Annotated in this window: 16 protein-coding genes and 1 pseudogene; 9 read left to right on the top strand and 8 right to left on the bottom strand. The window is 69.8% G+C overall.

The window, feature by feature from the left end; all coding sequences use genetic code 11:
* The first annotated feature begins 1 nt into the window (after position 1).
* Genes nagA through M6444_RS13550 form a run of 3 tightly spaced genes read left to right on the top strand, consistent with a single transcriptional unit; the run spans position 2 to position 2187 of the window.
* Positions 2 to 1147, top strand: coding sequence for an N-acetylglucosamine-6-phosphate deacetylase (gene nagA / locus M6444_RS13560; RefSeq protein WP_298328235.1), 1146 nt, complete (start codon positions 2 to 4; stop codon positions 1145 to 1147).
* 36 nt (positions 1148 to 1183) lie between these two features.
* Positions 1184 to 1867: a metal-dependent transcriptional regulator gene (locus M6444_RS13555; protein ID WP_298328232.1), complete on the top strand. Its 684-nt coding sequence runs from the start codon at positions 1184 to 1186 to the stop codon at positions 1865 to 1867.
* Positions 1864 to 2187 (top strand): rhodanese-like domain-containing protein, encoded by a 324-nt coding sequence (locus M6444_RS13550; protein ID WP_298328228.1) that lies wholly within the window; start codon positions 1864 to 1866, stop codon positions 2185 to 2187. The genes M6444_RS13555 and M6444_RS13550 overlap by 4 nt, the downstream gene beginning before the upstream one ends.
* A gap of 12 nt (positions 2188 to 2199) precedes the next feature.
* On the opposite strand, the gene M6444_RS13545 is transcribed toward M6444_RS13550, so the two are convergent.
* Complete coding sequence (locus M6444_RS13545; RefSeq protein WP_298328225.1) at positions 2200 to 2466, bottom strand: hypothetical protein; 267 nt, start codon at positions 2464 to 2466, stop codon at positions 2200 to 2202.
* A gap of 93 nt (positions 2467 to 2559) precedes the next feature.
* Positions 2560 to 3075 carry a GNAT family N-acetyltransferase gene (locus tag M6444_RS13540; protein ID WP_298328222.1) on the bottom strand — a complete coding sequence of 172 codons (516 nt, stop codon included), beginning with the start codon at positions 3073 to 3075 and terminating at the stop codon, positions 2560 to 2562.
* 86 nt (positions 3076 to 3161) lie between these two features.
* Between M6444_RS13540 and M6444_RS13535 the strand changes: the two genes are divergently transcribed.
* The gene (locus M6444_RS13535) at positions 3162 to 3536 is read left to right on the top strand and encodes a hypothetical protein (RefSeq protein WP_298328219.1); all 375 of its coding nucleotides are present in this window, start codon (positions 3162 to 3164) and stop codon (positions 3534 to 3536) included.
* Between the two features lie 67 nt (positions 3537 to 3603).
* On the opposite strand, the gene M6444_RS13530 is transcribed toward M6444_RS13535, so the two are convergent.
* The 3 genes from M6444_RS13530 to M6444_RS13520 form a co-directional block, all read right to left on the bottom strand.
* Positions 3604 to 4059 carry an Hsp20/alpha crystallin family protein gene (locus M6444_RS13530; RefSeq protein ID WP_298328216.1) on the bottom strand — a complete coding sequence of 152 codons (456 nt, stop codon included), beginning with the start codon at positions 4057 to 4059 and terminating at the stop codon, positions 3604 to 3606.
* A gap of 98 nt (positions 4060 to 4157) precedes the next feature.
* The gene (locus tag M6444_RS13525; RefSeq protein ID WP_363326366.1) at positions 4158 to 4805 is read right to left on the bottom strand and encodes a methyltransferase domain-containing protein; all 648 of its coding nucleotides are present in this window, start codon (positions 4803 to 4805) and stop codon (positions 4158 to 4160) included.
* A gap of 252 nt (positions 4806 to 5057) precedes the next feature.
* Positions 5058 to 5261 (bottom strand): zinc ribbon domain-containing protein, encoded by a 204-nt coding sequence (locus tag M6444_RS13520; RefSeq protein WP_298328213.1) that lies wholly within the window; start codon positions 5259 to 5261, stop codon positions 5058 to 5060.
* A gap of 44 nt (positions 5262 to 5305) precedes the next feature.
* On the opposite strand from M6444_RS13520, the gene M6444_RS13515 reads away from it, so the two are divergent.
* Complete coding sequence (locus tag M6444_RS13515) at positions 5306 to 6664, top strand: NAD(P)/FAD-dependent oxidoreductase (RefSeq protein WP_298328210.1); 1359 nt, start codon at positions 5306 to 5308, stop codon at positions 6662 to 6664.
* 4 nt (positions 6665 to 6668) lie between these two features.
* Here the strand turns inward: M6444_RS13515 and M6444_RS13510 are convergent, their stop codons facing one another.
* Positions 6669 to 7850, bottom strand: a complete 1182-nt coding sequence (locus tag M6444_RS13510; protein WP_298328207.1) for a M23 family metallopeptidase — start codon at positions 7848 to 7850, stop codon at positions 6669 to 6671.
* A gap of 91 nt (positions 7851 to 7941) precedes the next feature.
* Here M6444_RS13510 and M6444_RS13505 point away from each other — a divergent pair, with 91 nt between their 5' ends.
* From M6444_RS13505 to M6444_RS13490, 4 genes are all read left to right on the top strand, one after another.
* The gene (locus M6444_RS13505) at positions 7942 to 8514 is read left to right on the top strand and encodes a hypothetical protein (protein WP_298328205.1); all 573 of its coding nucleotides are present in this window, start codon (positions 7942 to 7944) and stop codon (positions 8512 to 8514) included.
* A 154-nt stretch (positions 8515 to 8668) separates the two neighbouring features.
* Positions 8669 to 12547 (top strand): AAA domain-containing protein, encoded by a 3879-nt coding sequence (locus M6444_RS13500; protein ID WP_298328202.1) that lies wholly within the window; start codon positions 8669 to 8671, stop codon positions 12545 to 12547.
* Between the two features lie 58 nt (positions 12548 to 12605).
* Complete coding sequence (locus M6444_RS13495) at positions 12606 to 13391, top strand: endonuclease/exonuclease/phosphatase family protein (protein WP_298328200.1); 786 nt, start codon at positions 12606 to 12608, stop codon at positions 13389 to 13391.
* A gap of 21 nt (positions 13392 to 13412) precedes the next feature.
* The gene (locus M6444_RS13490; protein ID WP_298328197.1) at positions 13413 to 14435 is read left to right on the top strand and encodes a zinc-binding alcohol dehydrogenase family protein; all 1023 of its coding nucleotides are present in this window, start codon (positions 13413 to 13415) and stop codon (positions 14433 to 14435) included.
* A gap of 21 nt (positions 14436 to 14456) precedes the next feature.
* Here the strand turns inward: M6444_RS13490 and M6444_RS13485 are convergent, their stop codons facing one another.
* Positions 14457 to 14822 carry an MmcQ/YjbR family DNA-binding protein gene (locus M6444_RS13485; protein ID WP_363326369.1) on the bottom strand — a complete coding sequence of 122 codons (366 nt, stop codon included), beginning with the start codon at positions 14820 to 14822 and terminating at the stop codon, positions 14457 to 14459.
* Between the two features lie 88 nt (positions 14823 to 14910).
* Positions 14911 to 15473 (bottom strand): annotated as a pseudogene (locus M6444_RS13480) (hypothetical protein); the annotation flags it as partial.

Below are 15473 nucleotides of genomic sequence, written 5' to 3'. Positions count from 1 at the left end.
CATGTCGTTGATCGCCGGTGCCGCCATGGTGATGCCCGACGGTGTCGTCGAGGACGGGTGGCTGGACGTCGAGCACGGCCGGATCGCCGCGACGGGCACCGGCGAGCCGCCGCGAGAGCCCGACCACCGCTTCGACGGGCACTGGCTGGTCCCCGGGTTCGTCGACATGCACAGCCACGGTGGCGGCGGGGCCAGGGTCACCGGTGCCGACCCCGAGGACGTCGGCACGTTCGTCGCGACCCACCGGATGCACGGGACGACGTCCCTGGTCGCCAGCCTCGTCTCCGGCCCCATCGACGAGATCGACCACGATGTCCGGGCGTTGGCCGACATGGTCGACGAAGGGCTGATCGCCGGCGTCCATTTGGAAGGGCCGTGGATTTCCCCGGTTCGCAAGGGCGCCCACGACGAGTCGGTGCTGGGCGCGCCGGACCCGGCAGTGGTGGACAAGCTGCTCCATGCCGGGCGGGGCACCGTGCGGATGGTCACGCTCGCGCCTGAACTCGACCACGGCCTCGACGCGGTCCGCGCGGTGGTCGGTGCGGGCGCCGCCGCGGCGGTCGGGCACACCGACGCGACGTACGAGGTGGTCAGCCAGGCGATCGAGGCTGGTGCGCGGGTGGCGACCCATCTGTTCAACGCCATGGCTCCGGTGCATCACCGGGCGCCGGGCCCGATCGTGGCGCTGCTGGAAGACGAGCGCGTCACCGTCGAACTCATTCTCGACGGGGCCCACCTGCATCCGGCGATCGCCGCGCATGTGCGCGCCAGCGCTGGCCCGCAGCGGATCGCCCTGGTCACTGACGCAATGGGCGCAGCCGGCGTCGGGGACGGCGACTACATGCTCGGTGACATGGAGGTCCGGGTGACCGACGGCGTCGCTCGCCTGGTCGAGGGCGGCTCGATCGCGGGCAGCACCCTGACGATGGATGCGGCGTTCCGATTTGCCGTCCAACAGGCCGGGTTCTCGTTGCCGGACGCGGTGGCCGCGACGTCGGCGAATCCGGCCCGGGTGCTGGGGATCGACGACCACGTGGGCACGCTGGCCGTGGGCAAGCTGGCCGACGCCGTGGTGCTCGACGCCGACCTGCGTGTCGCCGCGGTGCTACACCGTGGAACCTGGGTCCGGTCAGGCCCGGTCGAGTAAGCTCGGCTCATCAGTTCGAGCAAGGAGAGCGGCCCGGTGAGCGACCTCATCGATACGACAGAGATGTACCTCAAGACGATCTTCGAGCTCGAGGAAGAGGGCATCACACCCCTCCGGGCACGGATCGCTGAACGGCTGCGCCAGTCCGGCCCTACCGTCAGTCAGACGGTGGCCCGGATGGAGCGCGATGGGCTGCTGCACGTCGACGAGGACCGCCATCTGGAGTTGTCGGAGAAGGGCAGGCTGCTGGCCACGCGGGTCATGCGCAAGCACCGGCTGGTCGAGCGGCTGCTCGTCGACGTCATCGGGCTCGACTGGGAACTCGTGCACAACGAAGCGTGCCGCTGGGAGCACGTGGTCTCCGAGGCCGTCGAGCGGCGGCTGGTCGATCTGCTGCGCGAGCCGGCGTCCGACCCGTACGGCAATCCGATCCCCGGCCTGCGTGAGCTTGGCATCACCACCGAGGTCAAGGACTTCCGCGCCGGTGTCCGGCAGCTGCGCCAGGTGGGAACGCCCACCGGCACCAGCGTCACGCTGCGTCACATCGGCGAGCCGTTGCAGGTGGACGAGAAGCTGCTGGCCTCGCTGCGCCAGGCGGAGATCACGCCGGGGCAGACGGTCACGGCCATCTCCACCGAGACCGGGGTCGCACTGCGCAACGCCGAGACGGTGGAACTGTCCGACGCCGACGCCTCGCACATCTTCGTCAGCGCGCCATGAGTGTCGAGGACGTCACCGTCGACCACCTGGCGGCGGAGCTGAACGACGGCGCGGTCCTGGTCGACGTGCGTGAGCCGGAGGAGTACGTCCAGGCGCACGTGCCCGGGGCGGAACTGCTACCGATGGGTGAAGTCGTCGCGGCCCACGAACAGATCCCGCGCGACCGGCCGGTGTACGTCATCTGTGCGGTCGGCGGGCGCAGTGCGCAAGTCGCGGAATTCCTCAGTGACCAGGGCGTTGATGCCCGGAACGTGGCCGGCGGGACCCTTGCGTGGATCCGCGCCGGCCACCCGGTCGCCAGCGGGATGGACGCGTCGTAACCGCTTCGCCCGTCACAACCGCCGCACGTGGCGGACGAGCATGGCGGGGACGTGTCCGGGCATGTTCCGGCCCGGTGCCACGACGCCTTCGATCTCGACGTCGTCACCGCGTTCTGCGGCGGTGTCGAACGGGCCGAGCAGTTCGAACCGCTCGCCGGAGGAGTCCAGTTCGAGGAAGCACTCGCGCTGCGCCGGCACGAGCCGACCGCGGCGGATGACAGTGGTGAGCGCGTCGGCGTAGCCCACCATGGTGCGTGTCTCGGTCTCGCTCATCGTCATGGGCACGAGTATGGTCGCTTCGCTTCGGCTCTGCCCGCCGATTGGCCGGATTCGTCACTCTGCGTGGTATAGATCTCACGCGAGCGCGCGTCGTCAGTCCACCGCGCTGAGAGTCAGGACCGCGCGTCGCGGTGCGGACTGGCCATCAGGTTCGTCGGTGGTGAAACCGAGGGATCGAAGGAACGCGATGCCCTGCGGCCACCGGTCGTCGGCTGAAGCGATGACCTCGTCGATGCCGGCGTGGCGCGCTTCCTCCAGCAGGACGCGGCTCACGGCGGTACCGATGCCGGCCCGGCGGTGTGACGGCGCGAGCAGGAACGTCCCGATGGAGCAGGCCCGCCGGTGCGGGTAGCCGAGCACGACGTCGATGAAGCCGACGATGCGCTCGCCGTCGCGAAGGGTGAACAAGCGCTTGTCTTCGAAACGTGCGCCCTCGGGTAGCGAGTAGAACAGGCCCTGCACGTCACCGTTGCCGGAGGGTCCGCCGGTCACGGCTTCGAACCAGTCGTTGCAGGATCTGAACAGGTCCAGTAGCCCGGGCTCGTCCGCTGGCTCGATCTGTTCGCGCAGGACGTAAGACCCGGAGCCGGTGCGAATGGTCCAGATCACGCTTGGCACCTTACTGGCCCGCGGTGCTGGGCGCGATGGTCGAACTCACGCGGGAACCGGTTCGCGCGGCTGCGCGTCTGACCGATGTGAGGACGAAGCCGGCTCTGAGCGCAGCGATCGCGGTCGTGATCGTGCTGCTGGCCGGATGCGGCGACGCCGCGGAGGAGCCGAGCGACGGGGGACGGCACACCGCGATCCCGCCGACGGCCGAGGTCACCACGCCGCCGCCCACTCCCACCATGCCGACCACGCCCGGCTTGATGGAGCTGCGCGGAGTTCCTGAGCCGGGCGTGGAATCAGGATGCTGGCTCCTCGACGACTACCTCTTGCTCGGCGGGGACGAGAAGTTGCTGTCATCGGGACAGCCGCTGGTGATCACCGGACGGGTCGAGCGCGGCGTCCTGACCACGTGTCAGCAGGGCACTGCGTTCCGGGTGGAGGACGTCGTTCCAGCTGAATGAACAGCACAAGGGGAGACACCGTCGAGGTGTCTCCCCTTGTCTCTACCTCAGTCGATCAGAGGCCCGGTCAGGCCGCACGGGTGATCTCGATGCGCGTCGGCTTCGAGTCGGCGTACGCACCAGCGACCCGGACCGTCAGGACACCGGCGTCGTACGTCGCGCTGACGGCATCGGCCTCGACCTCGGAGGGCAGTGTGACGACCCTACGGAACGAGCCGTAGCGGACCTCACGCACCCTGCGGCCGTCGTCCTCCTCCTCGTGGGTGTCTCGACGCTCCCCATGGACGATGAGCCTGTGGCCTTCGACCTCGACGGTCACGTCCTTGTCCGGGTCGATGCCGGGAAGGTCAAAACGTGCCACCAGGTCTTCACCGTCGCGATCCACGTCGGCAGCCGGGGCGAAACCGGTGCCGTTGGTCATCGGGGCGTCGAAGAACGAGCGGAACCAACGGTCGACGTCGAACCAGCGGTCCATGTCGAGCCAGCGGTCGACGTCACGGAACGGCATCAGCGTGGTGGCCATGGCACATCCCTCCTTCGTCGTCGTTGATGTTGACGTACGAATTTCCTGCCTGACCTGGAACGACCAGGTCTACCACCTACAACTTGAGTCGAGGCTACTCAATTCCGGAACTCGGTCGAGTTTCGCTCTGAGCGAACACCGGTGTAGGTCGTCCGCGCCTGCAGCGAGTAGATGTCGTCGCGGCGGCCCAACCAGGCCGGATCATCGGAGTCGAGCAGCCGGCTCCAGGACCGGACGTCGTCCACGCTGAGCCCGGCGTCGTCGCGGACACGACGCACCCGCCGCTCGAGGCACTCCAGGACCGCCGACAGGTCGTCGCCGGTGAGGGGAGCCGGCTTGTCGAAAGTGAAGGTTTGGCTGGTCACGTCGGTGAGCCCAGCCCGCCGCAGGGCGGTTGTCCAGCCGTACGGCATGCGGACCGCATGCGGGAGCCTGGCGCGCATCCGGAGGAACCAGCGTTCCTCCGCGGCGAGAAGCCGAGCTTCGAGTCCCGGTGCGCCGATGCCCAGGTCCCACGGCAGATGGCGCGCCGACAAGCCACCCTCGGCGAGGGCGAGCCGGCCGCCAGGTCGCAGGATCTGGGCCAGGACGTCGAGGGCCGCCTGTTGGTCGGCGAGGTGGTGAATCGACGCCGACGCCCAGACGATGTCGGCGTCCCGGATGACCGTGGGCAGCAGCGTGAACTCGGTGTCGAGGTCGGCGCACAGGAGCCGGATGTGCCCGTCGTCGACGTCTGCATCGACCATCTGGCGCCGGGCACAGCGTCGAGGGTGTCACCGTCGCGGTCCACGCCGACGACGAAGGCGCACCGCGGGAGGGCTGAGCTCAGTGCGATGGTCATGTGCGCCGCACCGCAGCCGATGTCGGCAGCCAGCAGATCGGTCGGCCGCACGAGGCTGCGGGCCACGTGGTCGTACCAGGCGCGCTCGTCGTCCACTGCCACGACGGTGTCGTACGTGGCCATGGCGCTCACTCCCCCCAGGCGCCTCGAGCGGGGATCAGGTGCTGCAGCCGCACGCTCCGCCGCAGCACCCACCGGCGGCGGGCTCGCCGGCGCTGCCGCTGAGCCCCACGGTGGTCAGCAGCTTGACGGTGTCGTCGTGTCCCGTGGGGCACCGTGCCGGTGCGCCGGACTGGCTCATCGGGCGCGACAACTGGAACGTGTCGCCGCAGCTTCGACAGCGGTATTCGTACGTAGGCACGAGTTCAGGATACAGCCGCAGCGGGGGGCGCGTAGGCTCAGTGGATGAGTGAACGCGCCGATGTGATCGTGGTCGGTATGGGGGTCGGTGGCGAAGCCGTAGCCGGGTCCTTGGCCGAGGCCGGGCTTGATGTGATCGGCATCGAAGACCGCTTGGTCGGCGGGGAATGCCCGTACTGGGGCTGCATTCCCAGCAAGATGATCGTCCGCGCCGCCGATCTGCTCGCCGAGGCCGCACGCGTCGACGGCATGGCCGGTCAGGCGCAGGTGTGGCCGGACTGGAAACCGGTGGCTGCCCGGATCCGGGACGAGGCCACCACGAACTGGGACGACCGCATCGCCGCGGACCGGTTCACCGGCAAGGGCGGCCGGCTCGTGCGCGGACGCGGCCGGCTGATCGCGCCGGACCGCGTCGACGTCGACGGGACGACGTACGAGGCCGGCCGCGCCGTCGTCGTCGGCACCGGTACGTCGCCGGCGATCCCGCCCATCGACGGGTTGGCCGGCACGCCCTACTGGACCAATCGGGAGGCGCTGGAAGCCACCGAGGCGCCGGAGTCGCTGATCGTGCTCGGCGGCGGTGCCGTCGGGCTCGAACTCGCCCAGGGCTTCGCCCGCTTCGGCACGAAGGTCGTGGTGGTCGAGGCGCAGGATCGGCTGATCGCCATCGAGGAGCCCGAGGCGTCCGACGTGGCGCGCCGAGCTCTGCAGGCCGACGGGATCGACGTCCGTGTGGGCCGCCGCGCGCAAGCGGTGCGCCATGACGGCTCGGCCTTCACGCTGAGGCTCGACGACGAGACCGAGGTGAGCGCTCAGGCGTTGCTGGTCTCGGTGGGGCGCACGTCGAACCTGAGCAACCTGGGCGTGGACGCCATCGGCGTCGACCCGTCCGCGAGGTCGCTGCCGGTGGACGACCGGCTACGGGTCGTCGACGGCGTGTGGGCCGTGGGCGACGTGACCGGACACGGCGCGTTCACGCACGTGGCGACCTATCAAGCTGACATCGTCGTCCGCGAGATCCTCGGTCGGCCGGGGCCGCCGGCTGATTACCGAGCGGTGCCGCGGGTCACGTTCACCGACCCGGAGGTCGGGGCCGTGGGCATGACGGAGGCCCAAGCGCGCGAGGCAGGCCTCGCTGTGCGGGTCGGGGTCGCCGAGGTGCCGTCCACGACTCGCGGATGGATCCACAAGGCCGGCAACGACGGCATGATCAAACTCGTGGCCGACGCCGAGCGAGGTGTGCTCGTCGGCGCCACGTCGGCCGGTCCCACCGGCGGAGAGGTGCTCGGCGCACTGGCCGTCGCCGTCCATGGGCAGGTGCCGGTCGAGGCGTTGCAGCACATGATCTACGCCTACCCGACATTCCACCGGGGGATCCTGGACGCCGTGAAGGCCCTGTCCTGACCGATCAGGACAGCCAGGACATCGGGTCGGTGAACTCCCCGTTGACGATGACCTCCCAGTGCAGGTGGCAGCCTGTCGACGAACCGGTCGTGCCCACGCTGCCGATCTGCTCACCGCCGGACACCGTGTCGCCCGCGCTGACCGCGAACGACGACAGGTGGCTGTAGGTGGTCTCGACGTCCATGCCGTCGATGACACCATGCGAGATGGTGACCTGGTTGCCGTAGGCGCCGGCGTAAGTGGCCGCCTCGACCGTGCCGCCGCCGGCCGCGACGGCGGAAGCACCGCACGATGCGCCGAAGTCGGTGCCGCTGTGCAGCTTGTACACCCCGGTCACCGGGTGGACCCGCATGCCGTAGGGCGAGGTGATGGGGCCGTCGGACGGACGCTGGAACTCGCCGTCGCCGACCGGTGGATCGCTGGTGCCACCGTCGTCGGAGTCGTCGGTGTCAGGGTCGCGGTCGTTCCGGTCTGGTTGGTCCTCGGCGTTCTCGCGTTCCCGTTCGGCGCGCTTGGCGTCCTCGTAGACCTGCCTGACCTCGGCGAGAGCGTCCTCGGCCTCTTCCGCTGCCGCTGCGGCCTCGTCGAGTGCGGCCTTCGCCTGCGCGGCGAGCTCGTCGGCCTCAGCTGAGGCTTGGGCGGCTGCCTTGGCCTGTCCGCCGGCACGCGCGGCGGCGTTGGTGGCCTCGGCGCGCGACTCGGCCGCTTGGCTGATCATCGTGTCCTGCACGCGCATCAGCTCGGTGATGCTGGTGGAGCGCTGCTGGAAGTCCTGCGGGTTGATGGCGGCGCTCAATTCGGCCAGCCGCCCGAGCTCAGCGTTGTTCGCGTAGGCGTGCGCGGCGAGACGACCGAGTTCGGTCTGCGCGTCGGCGGAGGCGGCCTCGGCCTGCGCGCTCTCCTTTCGAGCCCGTTCGGCCCGCGCGGCGGCCTCGGTGGCGGCGGCCTTGGCGTCTACGGCTGCTTGGCTGGCCTTCTGCGCGCGCTCCTGAGCCTTGGACTCAGTGGCTTTGGCTGCTTCGAACTTCTCGCGCGCGGCGTCGAGATCACTCTTGGCATCTTCGACGGACGGCGCTTCGTCGGAGCGCAACACAACCCCGGCGGCCGTCGTGATCGACGGAGCCCCCCAGGTGGCACATCCAATGGCAGCGACTGCCATGATCGCGCCCAGAGCCTTCGATTTCACTCCGGGCTCTCCCTGTGCGTGGTCATCGCCGACGACTGTAGGGGACATATGTCCCATTTACAACCACTGGTTGTAACCCTATCGTTGCGCCATGCTCAACGCCGCCGCCGAACTCGCTGCCCATCTACGGCCGGTGAGCAGCCCGTTCGCGGAACTCGCGGCCGGCGGGGGCAATTACGTCCGGCTCGACGGTACCTGGCTGTACGCGGCGACCGAAAAGCCCGTGCCAGGTGCAGCCGACGTCACTCTACACCGTCGCTACATCGCCGCGCCGCGTGTCGTTCGTGCAGGTCATGAATACGTTTTGCTCGACTCCGGCTGGCTGTGGGGCCCGGAGGCCAGGCGCGAGCTCTGCTGGTGCGAGCCCTACGTGACGCACATCACCGGTGCTCACCCGAGTTTGACGCTCGCCGTACCGGCCCCGGAGTTCGCCCGGCGCGGCGACGTGGTCGTGGGGATGTCGGCTCCAGAGCTCGAGGCCGCAGAAATGCTGACGGCGTCGACCATCGCCGAATTGCTCGGCGTGGCGCGCAGCACCGTGAACGCGTATCACGCTCGTGGTCAGATGCCGCCGCCTGCGGTGACGCTGAACGGTCGGCTGCCGCTGTGGCCGCGGCCGATCATCGACCACTGGATGAGCCGGCACGTCCGGCGGCATCGCTGACCCTCGCGGCGGGGCAACCCGTCGTCCGAGGGCCCCATCGGGTGTTCGGCCCAATTTCCACCGAGATCCGACATTCGGCGTGATGCGTACTTAGTCTGCGAGAGATCCGCTGGTGAGCGGACCGATGTCGGCAGGTGCGTAGGCGAGGAGCCCGATGAACGAGCTGACCCAGATGAACGAGATGCTCCGTGACGTCGAGCAAGCACCACAACGGTTCGTCGCGGTCAAGCCCGCTCTCGTCGCTGCTCCTCGCATCGACCGCCGGCCGGTCCCGGTCGATCGAAGTCAGCTGCCCGCAGGCGACCGCGCGGCGTTGCTGATCGGTACCGCCATCCACGACCACGAGGCCTACCCCGACCTGCCCAGCGCGGGAGCCGGCGTGCGGCAGATGAAGCACGTCCTGGAACGCCCCGACGTGGGGATGATGGACACCTGCCTGGTGATCGGCGATGCCACCCACACGCAGATGATGCGCGGCATCGAGGCGTTCCTCAGCGAACGCGAACACGGCGACACCGTCGTCGTCTACGTCAGCGGCTATGCCGAGGTCTCCGCGACCGACGGTCGGCTCTACCTCGTGAGCAAGGACTCCGACCCGTACGATCTCGAACACACCGCGGTCCCGGCCGATTTCCTGCGCCGTCAGCTGCAAGAATGCCGCGCAACCAGCAAGGTAGTCCTGCTCGACTACGGCGCCCGGGCGGTGGCCACCGAGCACGCGGCGCCCAGCGCCTGGCTGGAGCCCGCAGGCACGTACGTCATCGCGGCGTCCGAGGCGTTGCTGCACCGCGTACCGGCCGACAGCGACGCGATGTCGGGGTTCACCGCCGAGATCGTCGACGGGCTCAGCGCCGGGCGGGCCAAGAGCGGGCTCGGGCCGTGGGTGACCGCCGACGACCTGGCCGGCTATCTGGCCCAGCGGCTCGGCGGGGACGACGTGCCGCGGCGGGCCCGGCCAGTGACGTCGACCTTGGCGGTCACCGGCAACCACGTCATCGCCCGGTCGACCGTCCGGGCGGTGAGCCTGCTCGACAACCGCGCACACCCGGGGCGTCGGCCGGCTCAGCCCGCCGGTCCCGATGATGACGACGCCGGGTGGCGCGAACTGGCCGCCTACTACCGCGCCTGCCTCGCCGACGCGCGTTCGCCGGTAGCGCTGCCGGCCAGGGACGACGCCGAAGCCTACGTGCCGATCACGTCGGGCCCGGAGATGCTGTTCTCCGGGAAGTCGTCGACGACGACCGCGCCCGACGGCGTCGACACCTTCGATTGGAAGGAGCGCGAGCTCTGGTACGGCTACCCCCTGGTCACGCTGGCCGGTGGGGGGCGACGGCACTCGGCGAGCCCGCTCGCGCAGGTGACGGTGGCACCGCTGCTCGTCCAACGCGTGGAGGTGACCGTCGACGCTCGAGGTGCGGCCGCGCTGCGGCCGACCGGGCCGATCATGCCGCACGCCGGCGTGCTCCAGGCGTGCCTCGACGATCAGGAGGCCGCGAGCGTCCTCGAATCGTGGCAACCGCTGTGGCGCTCGGACGGCCACGACCAGATGCTCGTCGCCGTGCGGCAGCTGATGAAGCGACTCGGGCTCGGTGAGCTCGAGACACTCGACCCGGCCGCGCTGACCGGCGACGGGATCACCTCCGCCACGCGCACCGGCGTGCACAACACCGCCGCCGTGCTCTACGTGGAGTCCACTCGCGCAGCGGCCATCGCCGTGAGCGCCGAACTGGCCGCGATCGGTGACGACGCCGACCGGATCCCCGGCACCGTGCTGGAGCACCTCACCGCCCCGGCCGGACATCGCGCACCGGGTGTCCAACTCACCGATGCAGCTCCACTGGCGGTGACGCCGGACGAGCTGAGCGAGAGCGGCGAAGCCGTCCTGCACGCGGCGATGAACCAGCCGTTGACCGTCGCCACCACGCCGCCAGGCACCGACAAGCAGGCCCTGGTGGTCGACGCCGTCGCGACCGCGCTGGCCGCCGGGCAGACGGTCCTGTATGTCGCGCCCGACGACCGGGCGGTGCAGAACGTGGTCGACTGGTGCTCGCAGCTCGCCCCCGGGATGATGATCCGAACCGGAGACGCACAGGCGCGGGCCGAAGAGAAGCAGTTGCTGCGTGATCTCACGCGCTCGGCGCGCGATCCGCAGCGGCGCCGGCCCCGGTCGGAGGTCCTTGCTGAGCTCGCCGCAGCGCGCGCGGACGTCGAGACATGGCGCGCGGGCCTGTCGAGGCGGTCCGGCGTCGAGACCGCCCTACGGAAGACCTGCTCGGCACGGGCGGCAGCAGCAGACCGCCTTGATGTGGACGTTCACGCGCTCGACTCCGCGTGGCGTGACGACGACGCGGCGCTGGCGGAGTGGATCGAGCGCGCGCGTGCCCTCGACGCCGCTCGGATCCTGCGCGGGTGGCGTCGTCGTCGAGCCGCGGGAGAGTATCTGCGAGCGGTGAGCGCAGGCGACGCCGACCCCGGTGATCAGCGTCGGCGGTTCGCCGAACCCGAGGCGTTCGAGTCCTTGTTGCTGTTCGCCCGTGCCGAGCAGCGGATGCGCACCGACCGACGCGATGTCGAGACGGTCGACGACACGCAGCTGGACGAGCAAGGGCGCGCGCTGTTCGACCGGTGCCGTCGGTTGTCGGCGGAACTGGTCGATGTCGTCGTCGGCGAGCAGGTCGAGCAGGCCGAAGCCACGATGCTCGCGCGGCGGATGGCCCTCGAACCCGGAGGACGTGACCGGCAGGCCAGCCAGCGTGAACTCGTCCAGCAACTCGGCGGCTGGGCGGTCACGGTCGCCGATGCCGAGCAGCTGGCGCTGGAGCCGGGCCTGTTCGACCTGGTGGTGGTCGACGACGCGCACGAGATCGACGTGGCCGCCGTCCTGCCGGTGCTGTTCCGGGCGCGTCGAGCGCTGGTCCTCGGGGACCCGGTTCGCAGCAAGCCCCGGGTGCGGCTCAGCGATCACCGTCATCGCCGGGCTCGCGAGCATGGCGGGCTGAGCGCCGGTTGGCTGGAGCAGCGCCGGTTGAGCCACCAGACCCACAGCGCCTATGACGCCGTCGCCGTCCGGGCCCCGCAGGTCGAGTTGCTCGACGAGCACGATGGCTGCCATCCGGACATCGCCCGGATCTTCGACGACGCCCTGTACGACGGTCGGCTCACCGTCACCACGGACGTTCGTGCACTGCGCCGGGCCCGCGATCCCGAGACGTTTGAGTCGACGCTACTGCTGTGGGAGGACGTGCACGGCACCCCGGAACCGGGCCCGAACGGTGGTTCGTGGCGCAGCCAAGCGGAGATCGACCGCGTGGTGTGGGCGGTCTACGAACTGCGTGACCAGCTGCCCGAAGGGGCGCGGGTGAGTGTCGTGACACCGTTCCGCGCGCAGGCTGAGGAACTGCGCTCGCTGTTCCGGTTCGAGCCGATCCAGGTTCACCTGCCTGGCGACACCGACCTGGCTGCCAGTGATGCAGTGGTCGTCTCTCTCGTCGCCGGTGAGGGAATGCCCGAACAGACCGTGCGGTGGGTGGAGTCGCTGGCGCCGTTGTGGAGCGCCGCTCTGACCCGGGCGGGTGCGCACGTCGTCACCGTCGGCCGGCATGCGTTCTGGTCGACCCGGTCCGGGCCGGCGGCGACGTTGGCGCGGTTGTCGTCGGTGCGCTCGTTCCATGTGCACCCGATTCCGCCACAGCGTCCGGCCGACGACGTGGTCGACGACTCGCTCGCCGAACTGCTCCATCAGCGTCTTGAGCAGGCCGGCTACGACCGGATCGAACACCACGCGCTGCTGGACGGGTACCGCTGCGACGTGCTGGTGGGTACGGCCGAAGGTGGCACGGCGGTGCTGCTGGACCGTGGCCCGGCCGCCGGCGCCGATGCGGCATCTCATCTGCGCCGGATGATGGAGCGGTGCCACCTGCTCGAGGGGCTCCAGCCCGACACCGCGTCGGGCATCGGGCCAGTGACGCGGGTGCTCAGGGTCCCGGCGTGGCGGGTGCGTTCGGGTGAAGCGATTCCCGGCTTGATCGACTGACGCGCGCGTTCGGCGCGGGCTTGTTCTGCCGGCACCCCGGATGGGCATGATGGCCGGCATGACCGATGACTTCGCCGTCTCGTTCCGCCCGCCCATGGGTGAGCTGCGGCTCTCGCTGATGAGCTTCAACATTCACTTCGGCGTTGGTTCCGACGGTGAAGCTGACCTGGCGCGGCTGGCTGCGGTCATGCGGACGGCACAGGCTGACGTCATCGCCTTGCAGGAGGTGGACCGCTTCTGGTCCGAGCGCAGCGGCTTCGCCGACCAGGCGGGGTGGCTGGCCAGCGAGCTGAACATGCACCTGGCTTACGGGGCGAACATGGACCTCGACCCGCCGCGGCCGGGCGCGCCCCGCAGGCAGTTCGGTACCGCGATTCTGAGCGCCTGGCCGATTCTCACCTGGGACAACACCTACCTGCCCAGGTTCGACGGGCAAGAGCAGCGGGGACTGCTGTCCGCACTGATCGACGTGAACGGTGTCCTGGTCGACATCTACGACACCCACCTGCAGTTCGACGACGCTGCTACGCGCCGTGAGCAGGCCGCGGCGATCGTGAAGCTGGTGGGCACCCCGGATCGGCCGACGATCCTGATGGGTGACCTCAACGCTGCGCCGGGCGATCCAGAAGTCGCCGAACTGCTGGAGGTGTTCGAGGACACATGGGAGACCGGTGGCACGGGCAGCGGTGCCACCTACCCCGCGTGGGACCCGCGGACGCGGATCGACTACATCCTGGCTTCGGCCGATGTCACCGTCGTCGAGACAGCGGTCATCGACACCGCTGCGTCGGACCACCGTCCAGTGCGCGCAGACGTCTTGGTCCCGGCGCCGGGCGTATCGTGATAACCGGGGTGTCCCGCGACGATGTCGAACCACGCTGAAACGAGCCATCGAGCCTGGCGGGTCGTACGGCCCGGACCGATCACCGGCGGACCGCTGGAGCTGGTCGAGGAAGCTGTGCCGACGCCGGGTTCTGGCGAATTGCTCGTTCGGGTCATGGCGTGCGGGGTGTGCCGGACCGATCTGCATGTCGCCGAGGGTGATCTGCCGGTCCATCGGCCACGGGTCGTGCCTGGGCATGAGGTCGTCGGCGAGGTGGTCGCCCTGGGGCTGGACGCGGTGGGCTTCTCACCGGGTGACCGGGTCGGCATCGCGTGGCTGCGCGGAACGTGCGGTACGTGCCGCTTCTGTGCGCGAGGGGCGGAGAACCTGTGCGCCCGCTCGGTCTACACGGGCTGGGACGCTGACGGCGGATATGCCGAGTACACGACGGTCCCGGCCGACTATGCGCTCGCTCTGCCCGACGGGTACTCCGACGTAGAGCTGGCGCCGCTGCTGTGCGCGGGGATCATCGGGTACCGGGCGCTGCTGCGTGCCGACGTGCCTCCCGGCGGGCGAGTGGGCATCTATGGTTTCGGGGCCAGCGCGCATCTGGCCGCGCAGGTGGCCATGGCGCGTGGCGCCGTCGTGCACGTCATGACACGTAGCCTTCGGGCGCAGCGCTTGGCGCTCGAGCTCGGAGCCGCGTCGGCCGGCGGCAGCGCTGATCGCCCGCCGGAACCTCTCGATTCCGCGATCTTGTTCGCGCCGGTCGGTGACTTGGTGCCGCCAGCGCTCGAGGCCCTGGACCGGGGTGGAACGCTAGCCATCGCGGGGATTCACCTCACCGACGTGCCACCGTTGAACTATCAGCGGCACCTGTTCCAGGAGCGGCAGCTGCGCAGTGTCACGGCCAACACGAGAGCCGATGCCCGTGAGTTTCTTCAGGTCGCCGCGGAGCATCCCCTCCAGGTCACTACGACGCGCTACCCGTTGCTGCGTGCCGACGCCGCCCTGGCCGACCTCGCGGCGGACGCCGTCGATGGGGCTGCGGTCCTGACGCCGTGAGCCCTGGGCTGTCGTGCTCGCTCAGCCGGTCTGGTCGAGTTGCTTGAGCATCCGCTTGAGGGCGACCTGGCGGTAGGACGCATCGAGGAGCTCACGGACCTCGTCCCAGTCGACTTCGGCGGCGGTGAAGTCCAACGCGAGCCATCCGCTGGGCCCGTAGTACGCCGGGATGTAGAAGCGGGGATCGTCGAGCAGCGCATCGCGGTCCGACGGGTCCGGTTTGACGATGACGGCGTAGGGATGCTCGTCGTTGCCCTCGAACACGGCGAAGATCTTCTTGCCTGCCCGGAAGGTCGGCCGTCCCCACGCTTCGACCTCGGCCGATTCCGGAAACGCGAGGGCGGTCTGCCGTAGCCGGTCCAGGTACGGGTCGTCGTCGCTGTACATGCGCGGGTGGGCCACGAGGACACGGTAGGGATGGCCGGAGGCCGACGGCAAGGCCGTCCGACCTGTGCTGCGGCTGACCTCGCTGGTTTCAGAAGGGTGGGATGTCGTGGGCGGGGTCGGGTGGTTGGGGTGGGGGTTCGGGTTGGGGTGGTGGGGGTGTTGGTCCGGTGGGGGTGGGTCTGGTTGTTGTGGTGCGGCCGGTGGGGCTGGTGAAGGTGAAGGTGCCGGGGTGGGGTTGGGTCAGTTGCCAGCCGGTGTGGTGTTTGAGGAGGTGGTGGTGTTTGCAGAACAGGCCGAGGTTGCAGGCGGCGGTGGGGCCGAGGGGCCAGTAGATGGAGTGGTCGAGTTCGCATTTTTGGGCTGGGGCGTTGCAGCCGGGGGCGCGGCAGGTGCGGTCGCGCAGGATGACGTGGTCGATGAGGTCTTGGGTGGGTTTGTAGCGGGTGCGTCCGTGGTCCAGGACGACGCCGGTGGTGTCGTGGGTGGCGACCCAGCGCCAGAGTCCGGCGGTGGATAGGTGGCGGGCGATGTGGGCGGGGATGGGTCCGTAGCCGTCTAGTTCGCCGGGGTGGTCGTCCAGGCCGAGCAGGGTGGACAGCGGGATGGTGACGTTCACCGTGACCGGGCGCCCATGCGCGCCAGCCAACCGCA

The sequence above is a fragment of the Haloactinopolyspora sp. genome (assembly GCF_027324685.1).
GTDB lineage: Bacteria > Actinomycetota > Actinomycetes > Jiangellales > Jiangellaceae > Haloactinopolyspora.
This window is presented reverse-complemented; position numbering and strand designations above follow the sequence as displayed.